Origin of the sequence: Coprococcus comes ATCC 27758 (assembly GCF_025149785.1) — a bacterium.
Classification (GTDB): Bacteria; Bacillota; Clostridia; order Lachnospirales; family Lachnospiraceae; genus Allocoprococcus; species Allocoprococcus comes.
On record NZ_CP102277.1, the window covers coordinates 3,168,509 to 3,187,966 of the forward strand.

The window sequence follows — 19,458 nt, forward strand, 5'->3', positions numbered from 1 at the left end:
AAATCTTTACTCCATCCATTCTTTACCCTGTCCTACCTTCTTGGTTATGCCCTCGACCGATTAGTAACAGTCAGCTCCATGCATTACTGCACTTCCACCTCTGCCCTATCTACCTTGTCGTCTTCAAGGGGTCTTACAACTTACGTTGGGATATCTCATCTTGAGGGGGGCTTCACGCTTAGATGCCTTCAGCGTTTATCCCTTCCTGACTTGGCTACTCTGCCATGCTCCTGGCGGAACAACAGATACACCAGCGGTCAGTCCAGCCCGGTCCTCTCGTACTAAGGCCAGCTCCTCTCAAATATCCTACGCCCACGCCGGATAGGGACCGAACTGTCTCACGACGTTCTGAACCCAGCTCGCGTACCGCTTTAATGGGCGAACAGCCCAACCCTTGGGACCTACTTCAGCCCCAGGATGCGATGAGCCGACATCGAGGTGCCAAACCACTCCGTCGATGTGAACTCTTGGGAGTGATAAGCCTGTTATCCCCAGGGTAGCTTTTATCCGTTGAGCGATGGCAATCCCACTTTATACCACCGGATCACTAAGTCCTACTTTCGTACCTGCTCCACCCGTCGGTGTCGCAGTCAAGCTCCCTTCTGCCTTTGCACTCTTCGAATGGTTTCCAACCATTCTGAGGGAACCTTTGAGCGCCTCCGATACCCTTTCGGAGGCGACCGCCCCAGTCAAACTCCCCACCTGACATTGTCCCCCAGCCGGGTCACGGCTGCTGGTTAGAAATCCAATACTGCAAGGGTGGTATCCCAACAGCGGCTCCGCATCAACTGGCGTCAATGCTTCTTCGCCTCCCACCTATCCTGTACATACAATATCGAATCCCAGTATCAAGCTGGAGTAAAGCTCCATGGGGTCTTTCCGTCCTGGCGCAGGTAACCAGCATCTTCACTGGTATTTCAATTTCACCGGGTGCATTGTTGAGACAGTGCCCAAATCATTACGCCTTTCGTGCGGGTCGGAACTTACCCGACAAGGAATTTCGCTACCTTAGGACCGTTATAGTTACGGCCGCCGTTTACTGGGGCTTAAGTTCAAAGCTTCGCTTGCGCTAACCTCTCCCCTTAACCTTCCAGCACCGGGCAGGCGTCAGCCCATATACTTCACCTTACGGTTTTGCATAGACCTGTGTTTTTGCTAAACAGTTGCTTGGGCCAATTCTCTGCGGCCAGCTCTCACTGGCACTCCTTCTCCCGAAGTTACGGAGTCATTTTGCCGAGTTCCTTAACAATGCTTCTCCCGTCGGCCTTAGGATTCTCTCCTCACCTACCTGTGTCGGTTTACGGTACGGGTACAGTACAAACAATAGCGGCTTTTCTTGGCAGCTGGCTCACACATTTCCCTACTTCAGTTCGGTATGCATCACGTCTTCGGATTATAGAGCGGATTTGCCAACTCTACTCCTACCTCGCTTGCCACGGGATTCCATTCCCGCTAGTGCTCTCCCTCTGCGTCCCCACAGTTCTGTTATACTGCAGTACAGGAATTTCAACCTGTTGTCCATCGGCTACGTCTTTCGACCTCACCTTAGGCCCCGACTTACCCAGAGCAGATCAGCTTTACTCTGGAAACCTTGGGTATTCGGCCGGAAGGATTCTCACCTTCCTCTCGCTACTCATTCCGGCATTCTCTCTTCTTAAAAGTCCACAGCTCCTTCCGGTACTGCTTCTTCCCTTTAAGAATGCTCCTCTACCAATTAACTACGTTAATTCCTGAGCTTCGGTAGTGTGTTTCAGCCCCGGACATTTTCGGCGCAGGACCTCTCGACCAGTGAGCTATTACGCACTCTTTTAATGTATGGCTGCTTCTAAGCCAACATCCTGGTTGTCTTTGAAATCCCACATCCTTTTCCACTTAACACACATTTTGGGACCTTAGCTGCAGGTCTGGGCTCTTTCCCTTTTGACTGCCCAACTTATCTCGTGCAGTCTGACTCCCATGAATCATCTTACTGGCATTCGGAGTTTGATATCCTTTGGTAAGCTTTGACGCCCCCGCGGGAATTCAGTGCTCTACCTCCAAAAGACTCTCATGAGGCTAGCCCTAAAGCTATTTCGAGGAGAACCAGCTATCTCCGGGTTCGATTGGAATTTCTCCCCTATCCACACCTCATCCCCACCCTTTTCAACGGATGTGGGTTCGGACCTCCATTGCCTTTTACGGCAACTTCATCCTGGACATGGATAGATCACCCGGTTTCGGGTCTACTCCATCTGACTTAACGCCCTATTAAGACTTGTTTTCACTTCGGCTCCATTCCTTAAGAACTTAACCTCGCCAGATGGCGTAACTCGCCGGACCGTTCTACAAAAAGTACGCGGTTCATCATATATAGATGTTCCACAGCTTGTAAACACAGGGTTTCAGGTTCTCTTTCACTCCCCTCCCGGGGTCCTTTTCACCTTTCCTTCACAGTACTATGCGCTATCGGTCACTAAGGAGTATTTAGCCTTACGGGGTGGTCCCCGCTCATTCCCACAAGGTTTCTCGTGTCTCGTGGTACTCTGGATCCCGCCTTGCTGACTCGTCTTTCGCTTACGGGGCTTTCACCCTCTCTGGCTGGCTTTCCCAAAACCATTCTGCTAAACTTATCAGATCAATTACGCGGTCCGAACCCCGGAATGCACGCATTCCGGTTTGGGCTCTTCCGTTTTCGCTCGCCGCTACTCACAGAATCACTTGTTGTTTTCTCTTCCTCCGGCTACTTAGATGTTTCAGTTCACCGGGTTCCCTTCCATACGTTATGGATTGGCGTATGGATGACTGGAGTCTGTCCAGCCGGGTTTCCCCATTCAGATATCTCCGGATCATTGGATATTTGCTCCTCCCCGAAGCTTTTCGCAGCTTATCACGTCTTTCATCGGCTCTTAGTGCCAAGGCATCCACCCTGCGCTCTTTCTAGCATAACCAACTTCCTTCTCCCACGGGAATGGGATCCGGTTACACATGCATAGCGTTGCATGCGTTGGTATTTCAGGTCGTTTTTTTACTTCGTTTTCTCGAAGATGTAAGTTAATCATTACCTTGCGGTGATGATCACCTCGGATGTCTTTCTCTATTTGAGAATTGATTTATTTTTGTATGCAGTTTTCAAAGTACATGTCTGACTGAAGTTTATCAGTCATTAAAAACCAAAATCTCTTTTGATCTTTAATCACTGGTAAAAACCAGCTATCGTAACAGCACTGCCCTGCTGATTGGGTTGACCGCAGAATCCCTTTCGGTTCTGTGTCTGTATCTATGCTGAAAGACTAGTGCGGTAGCTAACCACCACTTAGTCGCTTGACGCTTTGGAGCGATTCTCCAAAGTTTCATATTAAATCAAGCACAGTCTGCTTATTTTCTTTTTTATAATCTGGCGGCCACCTGCTCTCCCACACCGTCTCCAGTGCAGTACCATCGGCCGATCAGGTCTTAACCATCGTGTTCGAGATGGGAACGGGTGTGTCCCCTGACCGCATCGCCACCAGAAGTATCTGAGTTTTGATAACTCAACAATAGACAACGAACTTTCCTTACTTCTTCTTCCGTTTTAGTTGGATTGATTCAGCCGCTTTCGCGTCCTACTTTTATCCAGCTTCCTTAGAAAGGAGGTGATCCAGCCGCACCTTCCGATACGGCTACCTTGTTACGACTTCACCCCAGTTATCGGTCCCACCTTCGGCAGCTCCCTCCTTACGGTTGGGTCACTGACTTCGGGCGTTACCAACTCCCATGGTGTGACGGGCGGTGTGTACAAGACCCGGGAACGTATTCACCGCGACATGCTGATTCGCGATTACTAGCGATTCCAGCTTCATGTAGTCGAGTTGCAGACTACAATCCGAACTGAGACGTTATTTTTGAGATTTGCTTACCCTCGCAGGCTCGCTTCCCTTTGTTTACGCCATTGTAGCACGTGTGTAGCCCTGCTCATAAGGGGCATGATGATTTGACGTCATCCCCACCTTCCTCCAGGTTATCCCTGGCAGTCTCTCCAGAGTGCCCATCCGAATTGCTGGCTACTGAAGATAAGGGTTGCGCTCGTTGCGGGACTTAACCCAACATCTCACGACACGAGCTGACGACAACCATGCACCACCTGTCACCGGTGTTCCGAAGAAAAGGCGTCATTACACGCCGGTCACCGGGATGTCAAGAGCAGGTAAGGTTCTTCGCGTTGCTTCGAATTAAACCACATGCTCCACCGCTTGTGCGGGTCCCCGTCAATTCCTTTGAGTTTCATTCTTGCGAACGTACTCCCCAGGTGGACTACTTATTGCGTTTGCTGCGGCACCGAAGAGCTTTGCTCCCCGACACCTAGTAGTCATCGTTTACGGCGTGGACTACCAGGGTATCTAATCCTGTTTGCTCCCCACGCTTTCGAGCCTCAACGTCAGTCATCGTCCAGTAAGCCGCCTTCGCCACTGGTGTTCCTCCCAATATCTACGCATTTCACCGCTACACTGGGAATTCCACTTACCTCTCCGACACTCTAGCTGCATAGTTTCCAAAGCAGTCCCGGGGTTGAGCCCCGGGCTTTCACTTCAGACTTACACAGCCGTCTACGCTCCCTTTACACCCAGTAAATCCGGATAACGCTTGCACCATACGTATTACCGCGGCTGCTGGCACGTATTTAGCCGGTGCTTCTTAGTCAGGTACCGTCATTTTCTTCCCTGCTGATAGAGCTTTACATACCGAAATACTTCTTCGCTCACGCGGCGTCGCTGCATCAGGGTTTCCCCCATTGTGCAATATTCCCCACTGCTGCCTCCCGTAGGAGTTTGGGCCGTGTCTCAGTCCCAATGTGGCCGGTCACCCTCTCAGGTCGGCTACTGATCGTTGGCTTGGTAGGCCGTTACCCCACCAACTACCTAATCAGACGCGGGTCCATCTCATACCACCGGAGTTTTTCCCACCGAGCCATGCGGCTCTGTGGTCTTATGCGGTATTAGCAGTCATTTCTAACTGTTATCCCCCTGTATGAGGCAGGTTACCCACGCGTTACTCACCCGTCCGCCACTCAGTCACAAACCTCTTCATCCGAAGAATCAAAGATAAGTGCTTCGTTCGACTTGCATGTGTTAAGCACGCCGCCAGCGTTCATCCTGAGCCAGGATCAAACTCTCGTTAAAAATGTTTGTATCCGGGTCAGAATCGCTTGGCAATTCTGTTCCTGTTTACTGTTTTGGTTCGACATCTTTCGATGTCCGTTCTTGAAAAATCTCTTTAAAGAATTTTCAGGGTTTGTTGTCTATTGTTCAGTTATCAATGTTCTTTTTTTGTTGTTGCCGTTTCATGCGACAGCTTTTATATTATATCAAAGTGTTTCATGTTTGTCAACAACTTTTTTAAAATTATTTTTTGTCGCTTTTTATTTTTATCAGCGACAACCTCTATATAATATCATGTGTATTTTGTTTTGTCAACACATTTTTTGAGGTTTTTATTTTTATTTTCAAAGGCTACCTTACATCCCTTATTATAAATAAAAATCCATCACTTTTCCGTGACAGATTTTTATAATACCATTATCAGTTTCTATTGTCAAGCCTTTTATCTCAACATTGTTGCAATTTTCATAATTATATTATTATCATATAAAAAACTAAGGATCTGATCTTCTCTGATCATTCCCATTGCCTGCTTTCCTATCGTTGTTGTATACAGAAGCGTAATTACGATAAACAGGATCCCTACTATAATAAATGAAATCGTCGACCCTACCAGAACTCCTGCCAGCCTGTTCAGAATTCCCAGAACCGGAAGTGCTGTCACAAAATCAAGCGCAAACACAACTGCTCTTATCACAATGGTTGCAAACAGGAATGTTACCAGAAACGCGACAATCTCGATAACCAGCTTTGCAAAATATTTGCTTACATATTCCGCAAATGTCGTTACCCCAAGCTTCTGATAAACTTCACTGTTATTATTTTCCAGAAGAAGATTCTTAAATACATCCGGAAGATCCGCCCCCTCGATTGCCACTATCTGCATTTGCTTTGGAACCTCAGCCTCCATGATCGACTGCTCTGCCTCTTCCGTTGACACATGTCCATCGAAGATATCTGGTGAAATTCCATACTGCTGCAGCATCTCATCTGACACATTACCATTTACAATATCTTCCACGGTAATTCCTGCTGCTTCCAATGTCTGCTCAGATACACCTGCCGCTGAGAGGATTCCCCGTACCTGCTCTTCCGTAAATCCCGAATTTGTATCCGCTTCTCCCGTGAAGGCTTTTGTCATCGTTTTTATACACTGCTGTTCTACCATCTCATCAATCGGTGTAAGCGAATAAATTGCCTTGCTGACATACGGCGTTGCAAAATACACAACCGCCAGCGTAAGGATCGTCGCCCCAAGCGATACAGCAATCCTGACAGCACCTTTGGCAAATCCTACAATGGCTCCTATTGCTATAATGCCCCCGACAATTACCAATAAAATATTTACTTCCATACTCTACTCCTATTTTACAAGCCGTACCTCTGCAAGTCCGTCTGCATTCATCACTAGGTACTTATTGATTCCGAAAATCGGAATTACTTCTTTTATCTCATATTCTGTCGTTCCTTCAAATTGCTTCACACCAAGCTTGGAATAAATCAGGCAAGAAGTCCCATCATACATGATAACATTTCCATCTGCAATCTTTACATTTCCATATTCCCCGGTAAATGTTTTAGATAATTTCTGATTTCCTTCCATATCATATAGGCGAAGCTCATATTCTCCGCTTTCTTCTTTCAGTATGAACCCAAGATATTCATCGTCATGGAAAAAGCTTTTAATCTGCTTATCCAGCTTTACTGTTTTAGAAAGCTTTGGCTTGTCCGTTTCCTTATAGATCATAAACGACTGATCTCCGACCAGAACAGACTTCTTCTCATCTATAAAAAACGAAGTCGGAACAATTGTGTTTTTGTAAACATCATCAGCAACCTGATATTCTTTGTTTGCTTCTTCTGTATTATCAAAATTCAGGTATCCAACTCTTGTTGCCTCGACACCATCCGCTACACACAAATATGAAATCTGAAGTCTCGTTCCGTTCGGCGAAAGTGCGATTCCAATCGGGTATCCGGTTCCGGTAAGTGAAGCTCTGTGCTCTACCAGTACATTTCCTGTCGCATCATAGCACACAACCATTGGTGAATTTTCGTTATTTAAAATCGTACTGACAATTCCATTTTCCGCAACAGCTATCTTCTCGATCGGATAATTCGTATGGATTTCTCCCTTCGCGCCTTTTTCATCCATAACATAAATATCATTTCCACCGCGCTCTGCGACCGCCATCGCTTTTCCCGACACATTGATAACCGGATCCTTAATCTGATAAGACTGGTTCCACTGCTCTACACCTTTTTTATTGATATACGTAATTCCATCCCGTCCGTATTTGAGCATTCCGTCTGCATATTGCAAATATTTCAGATCACTTGATTCTGTCTCTTTATTTTTATAACTTTGCAGAGTCCGTAAGCTTGTATATGTCTGCAATTTCACAAGCAGATAGCTGCTGATCAGCGCAAACACAAACGCCAAAATCGTTACCGCCGTCTTTATTCTCTTTTTTACTTTGTACGCCTTTATCTTCTCTTCCAGGTTTTCTTCCGGATCACGTACCTTTACTATCACATCCATAACCTGTCCTTTTCCTGTCGTTAGTTTGTTGTTAGTATACCACAGTTTTTATTCATATGTACAGAAAACTACGGCAGAATCAATTTCTGTCCGATAAAAATCAGGTTTCCGTCCGACAACCCGTTCATTCTGCAGATCGCATCTACATGTCCACTGTCCCCGTATACTTTCTTGCTGATTTTGGCTAGCGTATCGCCTTTTTCTACAATATAAATATCTTCACTCATTTCCTGCATTGTGCTCATCGAAGAATCATCGACCTTTTCTTCCTCTGTCGAAGCAGAATCAGAGCCCTCTCCCTGCTGTGGCATCGGATCCTGCTGTTCCTCTGTCTGCGGATCATTCGTCTGCTCTGACTGAACGGTATTCTCATTTTGTTGCTCATTTGCTGCTTTTACTGTGCCACTGGTTTTCTGCGTTTTTTCCTCGCCCTGCTTCATGATCGAATTACGTATAAATTCCAGGGATGACTGGACACTTTTCATTTTCCCATAATTGTTCAGGGTTGTCACACCCATGATCAGAACCACAATTACCAGAAACACGCTCGCCACGTATGTCAGCCTGGAAGTTTTCTTCTGTTCCTGCGCCTCAAATCTTTCTTTTACAAGGTTGCGAAAGTCTTTTGCAGCCTTATCTTCCACAACTTCACTGGGTGTCACGCCAATCTTTTTCCGTGCCGTAATCATATAACTCTGCATTGCAGCATTTTTTTCATAATAAACATAATGCCCGCCAATCTGCATCAGCTCTTTATATTTGTAACAATAATACTGTTCTTCCACCTCTGCATTATCTTTTAATATGAAAATAGTATTTTTTTCGGAAAAATATTTTTCATGGGTATTGAATATCTTCGTATCTATCACCATTCGCACGCCCGGTCTGCAGAGCATCCAGCCAATCATCGTACCATCTTCAAAATATTCCTTTTTCTCCTGCTCTGCTTTTTCAAAATTCTCCTGTGAAATGATTTCATTTTCATCACCGGAAAATTCCATGCAGATCGCGCCAAAAATATAGAGACACTCCTGTCCTTCTGTTACTTCTTTTTTACCGACCAGAAATGCACCTGCCTGTTCCTTATCTGCTTTATCACAAATCTGATTCAGAAATGTATCTACATAATCTTCCACGTAAATCTTCGGAGTATCACTCACATTTCCTATCTGACGTACATTTTTTGGAAATTTGTTTTCCATAATACTCTCACCTCATTCTGCATATTTTGTAGTTTAGGCTATCGTATCATATGGAAAGCACACTTTTTATCGCTTTGTGTCTACTAAATAGGAAAATCGTTCGACAATCCTGTCCATTCCCCGTTTTTTCTTTACCGGATCGCTCTCCTTCCGCTGTGCAGTCTCAAAACTGCCGCAATACTTGTCAGCAAGTGTCGTAATCCATCCTTCTTTTGTCCGCGGCACAGAAAAAAGTGTGACCGGCCACATATGGTTGATGATAATATCCCGTTCGATGCTATCCAGATCAAAAAATTTCTCTGCGTTCATGAGCGCTCTTTTCGGATGCGTCATCCCATGAAAATGATCCCCTGTCCGCTTTGCATGGGTATGCCAGTCGTACAAAAACAAATCATGCAGCATTCCCGCACGCGCTGCTGACCTTGCATCCAGTCCAAGTGCCTTACACCAGATATAATTATAGTAAGAAACATGAAGACAGTGCTGATAACAGTTTGTCACTCCATGATGCGGATAAAGCTTCATTCTCAGCACTACCGGATGGGTTGCAATATCTTTGATGCATTCATAAAACTGTTCAAATTCTTCATCCTGCTCCTCCGGTGTTTTATTTTTCTTTTTTAATTTATCATTTAATTCAGTTATCGTTTTCTGTAATTTTTCCATTCTGGTTACCCTCTTTTTTCTGCCGTGTTCCTTTCCCCGGCATACTTTAAGTATACCAAAATTTCTTTTGTTTCACCTCATTCTTTTCTAAAGAATTCCTTATGATTTTGTGATGTTTCTGTGATTCATATTGTTTCTTTCAAATTCCTGGTATAAAATAGGGCGAAGCAAAAATGAGGAGGCTGATTGTAACATGAAACAGATTTATGAAGACCTGTCAGACGATACTGACTTTGATATCATTGATCTGGATGACGTACCGGATCGGGATACCGTAAAAAGGCGTAAAAAGAAATCTCAAAGAGATGTAAATAAAACCAACAAAAGCGAGGAAGTAAAAAAGAAGGAACACTCTTCCACCGAAGATCCTTCAGAGGATTCACGAAAGGAGCGGTCTAAAAAAGCCCGGAAACGTACTTCCGGAAACTCTGGAAACGGCAGTTCAAAAGCTTCCGGGAAAAAGCGTTCCACTCCATCCGCTTCGATCATCACCACTCCGGTGAAAAAGACCGTGCAGACAGGCGCAAAAATAACCGGCAAACTCCTGCAGACCGGAGCCCGTGGCGTAACGCTTTTGATGATCGCCGTAATTGCATTTAATATTTTCAAGAATTTCTGGAGCTGTTATCCGGTATATGGTTCACTTGCCACAGCGGTAAATGCCAAGAATTATACGCTCGGTGCCTTCCTTGGCGTCGCAGCATTTCTGCTGATTATGGAGATTATTTTCTTCCTGTGGGCGCTGACCGGACCATGTGCTTATGGAGACAGGGGAACAAAGCGTGTCGATACCGGACGGGGGCTTTTCTCTTTCCTGTTCATCGGTATAACTGTAATTGCTGCCGGAATGTTCTGGAATCTGATTCCTTCTTCTCCATCACCACTGACCGGTCTTGCCGGCGGTCTGCAGCTGTATGGAAGTCTGAAAGGAATCCTTCTTCCATTATGCGGAATTGGACTTGTAAGCTGTATTATACGGAAAATATTTTCCTAGAACGGGAAATATGCCACTCTCAAAATATAACTGGTTATAGTGCCACTGGTCTGGTGCTGTATCCTTCTCACTCCCACAGCGGATCAATAACTTTCATCCATAACAAAAATGCCAGTCCCGATTTACACCGGTTCTGGCATTTTTATTATAGATTCTCAGAATCCTTTTTTATTATTTTACAAATGCTTTTACTTTTTCGCAGATGCTGTCTGCATCAAGTCCGTATTTCTTGATCAGTTCAACTGCCGGACCAGATTCCCCGAACGTATCCATAACACCAATCTTCAGAACAGGTGTAGGAAGTTTTTCAGAAAGCACATCACATACAGCACTTCCAAGTCCACCGATAACAGAATGTTCTTCTACGGTAACAACTTTTCCTGTCTCTTTTGCTGCTGCAACAATAAGTTCTTCATCAATAGGTTTGATCGTATGGATATTGATTACTTTTGCATCGATTCCGTCTGCTGCAAGCTTTTCAGCTGCTGCAAGAGATTCGCTCACTTCAAGTCCTGTTGCAACGATTGTTACATCTTTACCTTCGCGAAGTACGATTCCTTTTCCGATCTCGAACTTATAATCCGGATTATCATTGATTACCGGCACTGCAAGTCTTCCGAAACGCATATATACCGGTCCCTGATGTTCATATGCTGCAAATACAGCTGCTCTTGCTTCTACATCATCTGCCGGACTGATCACTACCATACCCGGGATTGTTCTCATAAGAGCGATATCTTCGTTGCACTGATGGGTAGCACCATCTTCACCAACGGAAATACCTGCATGTGTAGCACCGATCTTAACATTGTTCTTCGGATATCCGACAGAGTTACGAACCTGTTCGAATGCACGTCCTGCTGCGAACATTGCAAATGTACTTGCAAACGGAACTTTGCCTGTTGTAGCGATACCAGCTGCAACTCCGATCATGTTGCCTTCTGCGATACCACAGTCGATAAATCTTTCCGGGAATGCTTTCTTAAACATTCCTGTCTTTGTAGCTCCGGCAAGGTCAGCATCAAGTACTACTACATCATCATGCAGTTTTCCAAGTTCAACTAAAGCATTACCATAGCTTTCTCTTGTTGCGATTTTCTTTACTTCTGACATAATGCTTCACCTGCTTTCTCTAAATCTTCCATAGCGATCTTGTATTCTTCATCATTCGGAGCTTTTCCATGCCATCCAGCCTGGTCTTCCATGAAAGAAACGCCTTTACCTTTTATGGTCTTGGCAATAATAGCTGTCGGCATTCCTTTTGTTTCTCTTGCTTCTTTGAAAGCAGCTGCAATCTGATCAAAATCATGTCCATCGATATTGATTACGTGGAAGTTAAATGCTTCAAATTTCTTGTCGATCGGGTATGGTGAGTTAACTTCATCAATACGTCCGTCAATCTGAAGGTTGTTATTATCTACAATTACTACCAGATTGTCCAGTTTTCTGAAGCCTGCTAACATAGAAGCTTCCCAAACCTGTCCTTCCTGAATTTCTCCATCTCCGAGAAGTGTGTATACACGATAGTCATCATTACTCAGTTTTGCAGAAATAGCCATACCTACTGCTGCTGAGATTCCCTGTCCCAGAGATCCGCTTGACATATCAACACCCGGGATGTGCTTCATATCCGGATGTCCCTGAAGGTAAGATCCTGTATGACGAAGTGTCTTGAGGTCTTCTACCGGGAAGAATCCTCTGTGTGCCAGTGCAGAATAGTATCCCGGAGCTGTATGTCCTTTGGAAAGAACGAAACGGTCGCGGTCTGCTTTCTTAGGATCCTTAGGATCGATATTTAACTCTTCAAAATATAAATATGTGTAGATGTCTGCTGCTGACAGAGATCCGCCCGGATGTCCGGATTTGGCAGCGTGTACTGCTGTCACGATGCTCTTACGGATTTCATTTGCAGTTTTCATAAGTTCTGACTTGTTCATGAAAATATGCCTCCTGAAATAGTTTATTTTTAGTCACTTTGTCGGAAGCGCAAATTGATGCTCTTCCGACAGTAAATTATTCCGATTGTAAATTTTATTCTCCGAATACTGCTTTGTAATCAGCCTGGAATTTTGCGATACCAGCATCTGTAAGCGGATGATGTGTCATCTGTTCAATTACTTTGTAAGGAACAGTTGCAATATCAGCACCTGCAAGTGCACATTCTGTAACGTGCATTGGGTTACGGACGCTCGCGCAGATGATCTGTGTATCAATATCTCCGGCCGCTGCAAACATCTCAGCGATTTCTTCGATCAGTTCTGTTCCACGTACAGAAATATCATCCAGACGTCCAAGGAACGGCGATACATATGTAGCCCCTGCTCTTGCTGCAAGAAGTGCCTGGTTTGCTGTAAATACCAGTGTTACATTTGTCTTGATTCCTTCAGCTGTAAGAGCTTTACAAGCTTTCAGTCCTTCTACAGTCATCGGAATTTTAACTACCATGTTCGGATGGATCTTAGCGATTTCTCTACCTTCTGCAATCATACCTTCTGCATCAGTAGTTGTTGCTTTTACTTCTCCACTGATCGGTCCGTCTACGATAGATGCGATCTCTGCGATAACTTCTTTAAAATCACGTCCCTCTTTTGCGATCAGTGACGGATTTGTTGTAACTCCGCAGATAACTCCCATATCGTTAGCTTTTTTAATGTCTTCCACATTTGCTGTGTCGATGAAAAATCTCATTTCGTTTTCCTCCTTATGAACATGAAAATTCGTATTTCCCGTTATCAGGAATCTCTCTTTTTATCTGATTGCCTGACTTGGTTAAATTATATCGCAATTTACTCTGACAGGTCAATAGCCATATGTTTTTATTAGTAATTTTTCACGTTAATATTAACTATTTTATTAGTAATTTTTTGATGCCGTTTTTGGATAATTCTTTATTTTATAGCGTTTTCAGAGACATAAACTATGAAATATTACTAATATTTTTTGAATTTAAACTAATTTTTCCCTTTTTTTGTTTTCGCATAAGACGTCGTTCCACGCACGATCAGACGAGGTTCATATTCTACATGGTAGGTGCTGATCGGCTGGATCTCTGAATACTGGCTGTTCTGAGAAAGAATCTTTTTCATAATGATATCACAGGCATCCCGCCCTTTGAAAACGACAAAATGCTCGATTGTTGTCAGCGACACCTTATGCATCTTCGCAAACAGTGTATTATCACATCCCATTACGGAAATATCTGCCGGAACTTTATATTTTTCTTCGTGAAGTGCATCCAAGATTCCAAATGCGATCATATCATTTAATCCGACGATCGCAGTAATATCATTATGCTCTCTCAAAAGCTCTTTCGTCAGATCATATCCGATCTTATACTCCGAATCGATATTCGGGATGCTCATATCGATCGACTCATTTGCTGCCTTGATGATCACATTGTCTTTTAATCCAACAGCATCAAATTCTTTCAGAAATCCTTCCACCCTTTTGGAGCGCTGCTTCTGTCTGGTTGTAAGAGGTGGTGCAATATACGCTACTTTCCGATGCCCCAGATCCAGAAGATGCTTTGCCATCATCCTTCCGAGTTTGGAATTATCCAGTTCCACTGCATCTACATTCAGATGCTCATTCTGGTTATTGATAATTACGATCGGAATTTTTTCTGCCAACTCTTCTATCGTATCCATAAAACAATGACTTGGATTGCAGGTATAGATAATACCAAGCGGTTTCAGCTCATGCATCATCCTGAGATACCGCTCCTCCATCTTCAGATCCCTCTGGGTATTGCACACAAACAGTCCATATCCCTGCTCCTTTGCACGGGATTCAATCCCCTGAAGCAACATAACATAATAAGGGTTCGTGAGGTTGGAACAAAATACGACGATCAGTTTTTCTTTCCTGCTTTCTCTGCGTGTCTTTCTTTTCGGTACTTCGTATCCCATCTCTTCTGCGATCTGTTCCACTTTACGGATCGTTTCTTTTGAAAATGATACATTATATTTTTTATTCAGGATCATGGATACCGTTGCCTGCGACACACCTGCCGCATGTGCGATATCCGAAGAGGTTACTTTCTTCTTTCTCATATCTTTACTTCTTTCAAATGCATACGTTTCCGGCACTCCTCGCAGTCCTTAAGTCACGTTAAGTCACCTAAAGTGCTGTACGTCCTTCCAGTGCACGCAGAAGCGTCACTTCATCAATATATTCCAGATCGCCGCCGACCGGCACGCCGCTTGCGATCCGGCTGACCTTGATTCCTGTCGGCTTGATCAGTTTGCTGATATACATCGCAGTAGTCTCCCCTTCCAGGCTGGAATTGGTTGCGATGATCACTTCATCCACATCCCCCTGAAGACGCTCCATCAGCTCTTTTAGCCGGATATCTCCAGGTCCGATCCCAAGCATCGGGGAAATTGCGCCATGAAGTACATGGTACACACCGTTATATTTTCCAGTCTTTTCATAAGCTGCAAGATCTCGTGAATTTTCCACAACCATAATCGTCTTATGATCCCGCTCCTCGCTGGCACAGATCGGGCATAATTCTTTGTCAGTAAGCGTGCAGCATTGCTTGCAGTATCTTACATTATTTCTTGCATCTACCAGTGTCGCTGCAAGCTGTTCTACCTGTTCCTTCGGCATATTAATGATATGAAAAGCCAGCCTTCCGGCTGACTTTGCTCCGATACCAGGCAGTCTTGATAATTCTTCGATCAGTTTACTGATCTGACTGCTGTAATAATCCATCTTTTACACTCCCGTTCTAGAACATTCCCGGCATTCCGCCAAGTCCGCCAGTCAGCTTGCTCATAGCGGAAGTATTTGCCTCATCGACCTGACGAAGTGCTTCATTGACTGCTGCCATGATCAGGTCTTCCAGCATCTCTACATCATCCGGATCCACAACTTCTTCCTGAAGTTTTACTTTCTGGACTTCTTTTTTACCGCTTACGGTCACTTCTACAGCTCCGCCGCCTGCAGTTGCTGTAAAACTTTTCTCTTCCATCTCTTTTGCCTGCTCTTCCATCTGCTTCTGCATCTTCTGAGCCTGCTTCATTAAATTTGCCATATTTCCCGGCATTCCGCCTCCTGGAAATCCTCCTCTTTTTGCCATAACTATAAATCCTCCTAATTATTATTCATCTTCAATCGTGATCTCCATATTGATCACTTTTTCTATATCCACAAAACTGTCTTCAAAATGGCGTCCGTTCTCCACCTGACGCACATCAATCTCCACAGTCTTGCCGATTTTTTTCTCAATCAGATCTTTTAATTCCTGCTTATGTTCTTCGCTTCCTACCACGCTGGCGCTGATCTCATCCGGCAGAACGATCAGAAGTCTGTCCTGATTGTCCACGCTGAGTCTTGCCTGCTTCAGATAGCCTCTAAGCATTCCTGATGCTTCGTTTGCAATCTTCCGGAAATTGGATGTCACCTGCTTTACATCTTCCTTCAGTGCTTTCGGAAGCTGCGGTTTTGGCTGTGGCTTCGGTGCTTCACCATTTACATAAACAACCCTCTCCTGTGGCTGCGCAACTGCAAAACTTCCTTCTTCTACCTGTTTTTCCAGTGCACGGATCCGGTCCAGAAGACTGTCCTTCGTACTCTCCATCTGCGGTTTGCAAAGCTTGATCAGTGTTACTTCCAGAAGCACTCTTTTCTGTGTTGCGTATTTGAGCTGATTTGTCAGCTCGGAAAAAATACGGATATACCGGAGCAGCACCCCGGATTCGATCATCTGTGCTTCCTCTTTCAGCTGCGCCAGATTCTCCGTCGATACATCCAGCACATCTTCCATATTATCCGAAGTCTTCACCAGAAGAAGGTTGCGCAGATACCAGGTAAAATCTGCCGCAAGCTGCGTCAGTTCTCTTCCCTGCATCACAAGCTCTTCTACGGTAGCAAGTACCTTTCCCACATCCTGGCTGATGATCTGTCTGAGAAGCCGGCTGAATACATCCGTATCCACCGCGCCAAGAACCTCAAGAACATGATCGTAGGTCAGCTTCTGTCCGAGGTAAAACGCAATGCACTGATCCAGAAGACTTAGTGCATCTCGCATGGATCCGTCCGCCGCTTTCGCAATATAGCGGATTGCTTTTTCTTCTACCTCAACTTGTTCTTTTTTCATCAGTTCATCCAACCGCGCTGCGATCGTATCGATCGTAATACGCTTGAAATCGTAGCGCTGGCATCTGGATAAAATCGTGATCGGAATCTTATGTGCCTCTGTCGTTGCAAGAATAAAGATTACATATTCCGGGGGTTCTTCCAAAGTCTTTAACAGAGCATTAAATGCACCTATTGAAAGCATATGCACCTCATCGATGATATACACCTTATATCTTCCCTCCGTCGGACGGTAGGATACCTCTTCCCTGATCTCACGGATATTGTCCACACCGTTGTTGGAAGCCGCATCGATCTCAATGACGTTCATGGAAGTACCGGCTGCAATATTTTTGCACATGGTACATTCCCCGCAGGGACTTCCGTCTACCGGATGCTCGCAATTGACTGCCTTTGCAAAAATCTTCGCTACTGTTGTCTTTCCGGTTCCTCTTGTGCCGCAGAACAGATATGCATGTCCGATCCTGTCCGCCTTTATCTGATTCTTCAGCGTTGTGATAATATGATCTTGTCCTTTTACGTCTTCAAATTCCGCAGGACGGAATTTACGATACAGGGCAGTATATGACATGTTAAATTACTCCTTTACTCATCGCCAAAACTGATTCCGACAATCTTGGCTTCTTTGATGATATCCGCTTTCGGATCTACCATCTTCAGCTTTCCGGCAACCTCTCCAAGCGGAACCTTGCGGATGTTGCCGTTCTTGATTCCTACCATATATCCGTAGTCCTCTTTTAAGATCAGGTCTGCTGCTGCTGCTCCAAGTCTGGTTGCAAGCACACGGTCATACGGACACGGGCTTCCACCTCTCTGCGTATGTCCCGGCACTGTGATACGAACCTCCTGATCCATACGGTTCTGGATCTTCTCTGCAAGCTCATATGCCACAGACGGATAGCCCTTCTTTTCCTGTTTTTCTTTTAATTTTTTCTTCGGAAGGGCTGCATCTTCTTTTGTGATCGCGCCTTCTGCAACCGCGATGATCGTAAAATGCTTTCCTGCCTCTGTACGGCTCTTGATCGCACGCACTACGTTATCCACATCATACGGGATCTCCGGGAGAAGAATAATATCTGCTCCGCCTGCGATTCCGGCATGAAGTGTTACCCATCCTACTTTATGCCCCATAACCTCTACAATAAATACACGGCTGTGTGAAGTTGCAGTTGTATGGATTCTGTCAATTGCTTCCGTTGCGATATCTACCGCACTCTGAAAGCCAAATGTCATATCTGTTCCCCACAGATCGTTGTCGATCGTCTTCGGAAGTGTAATCACATTCAGTCCTTCTTCTCTTAACAGATTCGCAGTCTTATGTGTTCCATTTCCTCCCAGTACTACCAGGCAATTCAGGTTCAACTTATGATAAGTATGCTTCATCGCTTCGACCTTATCGATCCCATCCGGTCCAGGTACGCGCATCAGTTTAAACGGCTGTCTGGATGTTCCGAGGATTGTTCCACCCATCGTCAGTATTCCCGAAAAATCTTTTGCTGTCAGCATCTCAAAGTTCGAATAAATAAGTCCTTTATATCCATCCTGAAATCCATAAATTTCCACATCGTTTCGTTTTGAACAAAGTCCTTTTACAACACCTCGCATGGCCGCGTTCAGTGCCTGACAATCCCCACCACTGGTAAGCATTCCAATTCTAAACATAATTGTCCATCCTTTCCCTGTTCATCTTTTCCAGATCAGTCTGTTATTTTCAGTTATAATCCCTTTGTATTATAACCGATTCCCGAGTCCTATACAAGCAATAGTTCTGCTTCAAAACCGATACATACCGCATCCTGGTCTGTCATTTTGAATCACATCTGGCGAAATGCACAGCACAGATTGACTTTTTGTTCCGGAATGGATATATTATAGAAGTGAAACAGTTAGTGCAGGCATACATCTGATTTTTTGTGATCACATCAGACTCTGCACGTAAAAATTTATAAAAGAAAGTCAGGTATTCTCATGGAAAGAAATGAATTGTGCTGGTGTGGCAGCGGAAAAAAATACAAAAAATGTCATCTTATGATCGAAGAAAAGATCGCATATCATGCCGATAAAGGAGAAATCGTTCCGACAAGAGATATGCTCAAGACCATTCCTCAGATTGAAGGAATCCAGAAAAGTGCAGATCTCAATACTGCCGTACTTGATCATGTAGCTGCCCATATCCACGCAGGCATGAGTACAGCCGAAATTGATAAATTAGTTTATGACTATACAACCGAACACGGCGGAATCCCGGCACCGCTTAATTATCAGGGATTCCCAAAGAGTGTGTGTACTTCTATTAACAACGAGATCTGCCATGGTATTCCGGATGAAAATATTATTCTGGAAGAAGGCGATATCATCAATGTGGATGTATCTACCATTCTGGACGGATATTTCTCAGATGCATCCCGTATGTTTATGATCGGCAAGGTCAGCGAACGTGCCGAAAAACTGGTTCGTGTCACACAGGAATGTGTCGAACTTGGACTTGCGCAGGCAAAACCATGGAACCATCTCGGAGACATTGCAGATGCGATCAATTCACATGCAAAAGCAAATGGCTATTCTGTCGTAGAGGAAATCGGCGGACATGGTGTTGGTCTTGAATTCCACGAAGAACCTTGGGTAAGCTATGTTACACCAAAGGGAAGCGAAATGCTTCTGGTTCCGGGAATGATCTTTACCATCGAACCGATGATTAACGAAGGCAGTCCGGAATTCTTTGTTGATGAAGACAATGACTGGACGGTTTATACCGAAGATGACGGACTTTCTGCTCAGGTAGAATACATGGTCCGCATTACGGATGATGGCGCTGTCGTTATGACAAAATAATTTTCT

Annotated in this window: 14 protein-coding genes and 3 rRNA genes; 2 read left to right on the plus strand and 15 right to left on the minus strand. The window is 44.7% G+C overall.

Annotated features, from left to right (window positions below; all coding sequences use genetic code 11):
* Positions 1-40 precede the first annotated feature (40 nt).
* The 7 genes from NQ556_RS15485 to NQ556_RS15515 all read right to left on the minus strand — a co-directional run bounded on the left by NQ556_RS15485 (position 41) and on the right by NQ556_RS15515 (position 9,524).
* Positions 41-2,927: ribosomal RNA gene (locus NQ556_RS15485) — 23S ribosomal RNA — on the minus strand.
* Positions 2,928-3,371: 444 nt separating this feature from the next.
* Positions 3,372-3,489: ribosomal RNA gene (gene rrf / locus NQ556_RS15490) — 5S ribosomal RNA — on the minus strand.
* Between the two features lie 115 nt (positions 3,490-3,604).
* Positions 3,605-5,135 (minus strand): 16S ribosomal RNA (locus NQ556_RS15495).
* Together the 16S, 23S and 5S rRNA genes form the textbook arrangement of a ribosomal RNA operon.
* A gap of 421 nt (positions 5,136-5,556) precedes the next feature.
* Positions 5,557-6,468 carry a CvpA family protein gene (locus NQ556_RS15500; RefSeq protein WP_008370946.1) on the minus strand — a complete coding sequence of 304 codons (912 nt, stop codon included), beginning with the start codon at positions 6,466-6,468 and terminating at the stop codon, positions 5,557-5,559.
* 9 nt (positions 6,469-6,477) lie between these two features.
* Complete coding sequence (locus NQ556_RS15505; RefSeq protein ID WP_008370948.1) at positions 6,478-7,656, minus strand: DUF5711 family protein; 1,179 nt, start codon at positions 7,654-7,656, stop codon at positions 6,478-6,480.
* Positions 7,657-7,724: 68 nt separating this feature from the next.
* A complete protein-coding gene (locus tag NQ556_RS15510; protein WP_008370951.1) occupies positions 7,725-8,858 on the minus strand; it encodes a LysM peptidoglycan-binding domain-containing protein in 1,134 nt (377 codons plus the stop codon).
* Positions 8,859-8,924: 66 nt separating this feature from the next.
* Complete coding sequence (locus NQ556_RS15515; protein WP_008370953.1) at positions 8,925-9,524, minus strand: HD domain-containing protein; 600 nt, start codon at positions 9,522-9,524, stop codon at positions 8,925-8,927.
* A gap of 193 nt (positions 9,525-9,717) precedes the next feature.
* Here NQ556_RS15515 and NQ556_RS15520 point away from each other — a divergent pair, with 193 nt between their 5' ends.
* Positions 9,718-10,518: a hypothetical protein gene (locus NQ556_RS15520; RefSeq protein ID WP_008370955.1), complete on the plus strand. Its 801-nt coding sequence runs from the start codon at positions 9,718-9,720 to the stop codon at positions 10,516-10,518.
* Positions 10,519-10,689: 171 nt separating this feature from the next.
* Here the strand turns inward: NQ556_RS15520 and NQ556_RS15525 are convergent, their stop codons facing one another.
* From NQ556_RS15525 to NQ556_RS15560, 8 genes are all read right to left on the minus strand, one after another.
* Positions 10,690-11,631, minus strand: coding sequence for a transketolase family protein (locus NQ556_RS15525; protein WP_022220697.1), 942 nt, complete (start codon positions 11,629-11,631; stop codon positions 10,690-10,692).
* Entirely contained in the window at positions 11,619-12,455 is an 837-nt protein-coding gene (locus NQ556_RS15530) for a transketolase (protein ID WP_008370961.1), read from the minus strand. The genes NQ556_RS15525 and NQ556_RS15530 overlap by 13 nt, the downstream gene beginning before the upstream one ends.
* A gap of 94 nt (positions 12,456-12,549) precedes the next feature.
* A complete protein-coding gene (gene fsa / locus NQ556_RS15535) occupies positions 12,550-13,206 on the minus strand; it encodes a fructose-6-phosphate aldolase (RefSeq protein ID WP_008370963.1) in 657 nt (218 codons plus the stop codon).
* A 263-nt stretch (positions 13,207-13,469) separates the two neighbouring features.
* Entirely contained in the window at positions 13,470-14,570 is a 1,101-nt protein-coding gene (locus NQ556_RS15540) for a LacI family DNA-binding transcriptional regulator (RefSeq protein WP_044998858.1), read from the minus strand.
* 67 nt (positions 14,571-14,637) lie between these two features.
* Positions 14,638-15,234: a recombination mediator RecR gene (gene recR / locus NQ556_RS15545; RefSeq protein ID WP_008370967.1), complete on the minus strand. Its 597-nt coding sequence runs from the start codon at positions 15,232-15,234 to the stop codon at positions 14,638-14,640.
* Positions 15,235-15,250: 16 nt separating this feature from the next.
* Positions 15,251-15,601, minus strand: a complete 351-nt coding sequence (locus NQ556_RS15550; protein WP_022220696.1) for a YbaB/EbfC family nucleoid-associated protein — start codon at positions 15,599-15,601, stop codon at positions 15,251-15,253.
* 21 nt (positions 15,602-15,622) lie between these two features.
* Positions 15,623-17,191, minus strand: coding sequence for a DNA polymerase III subunit gamma/tau (dnaX, locus tag NQ556_RS15555; protein ID WP_008370974.1), 1,569 nt, complete (start codon positions 17,189-17,191; stop codon positions 15,623-15,625).
* Positions 17,192-17,205: 14 nt separating this feature from the next.
* Positions 17,206-18,282: a 6-phosphofructokinase gene (locus NQ556_RS15560; protein WP_008370976.1), complete on the minus strand. Its 1,077-nt coding sequence runs from the start codon at positions 18,280-18,282 to the stop codon at positions 17,206-17,208.
* A gap of 306 nt (positions 18,283-18,588) precedes the next feature.
* Here NQ556_RS15560 and NQ556_RS15565 point away from each other — a divergent pair, with 306 nt between their 5' ends.
* A complete protein-coding gene (locus tag NQ556_RS15565) occupies positions 18,589-19,452 on the plus strand; it encodes a methionyl aminopeptidase (RefSeq protein ID WP_055249318.1) in 864 nt (287 codons plus the stop codon).
* Positions 19,453-19,458 lie beyond the last annotated feature (6 nt).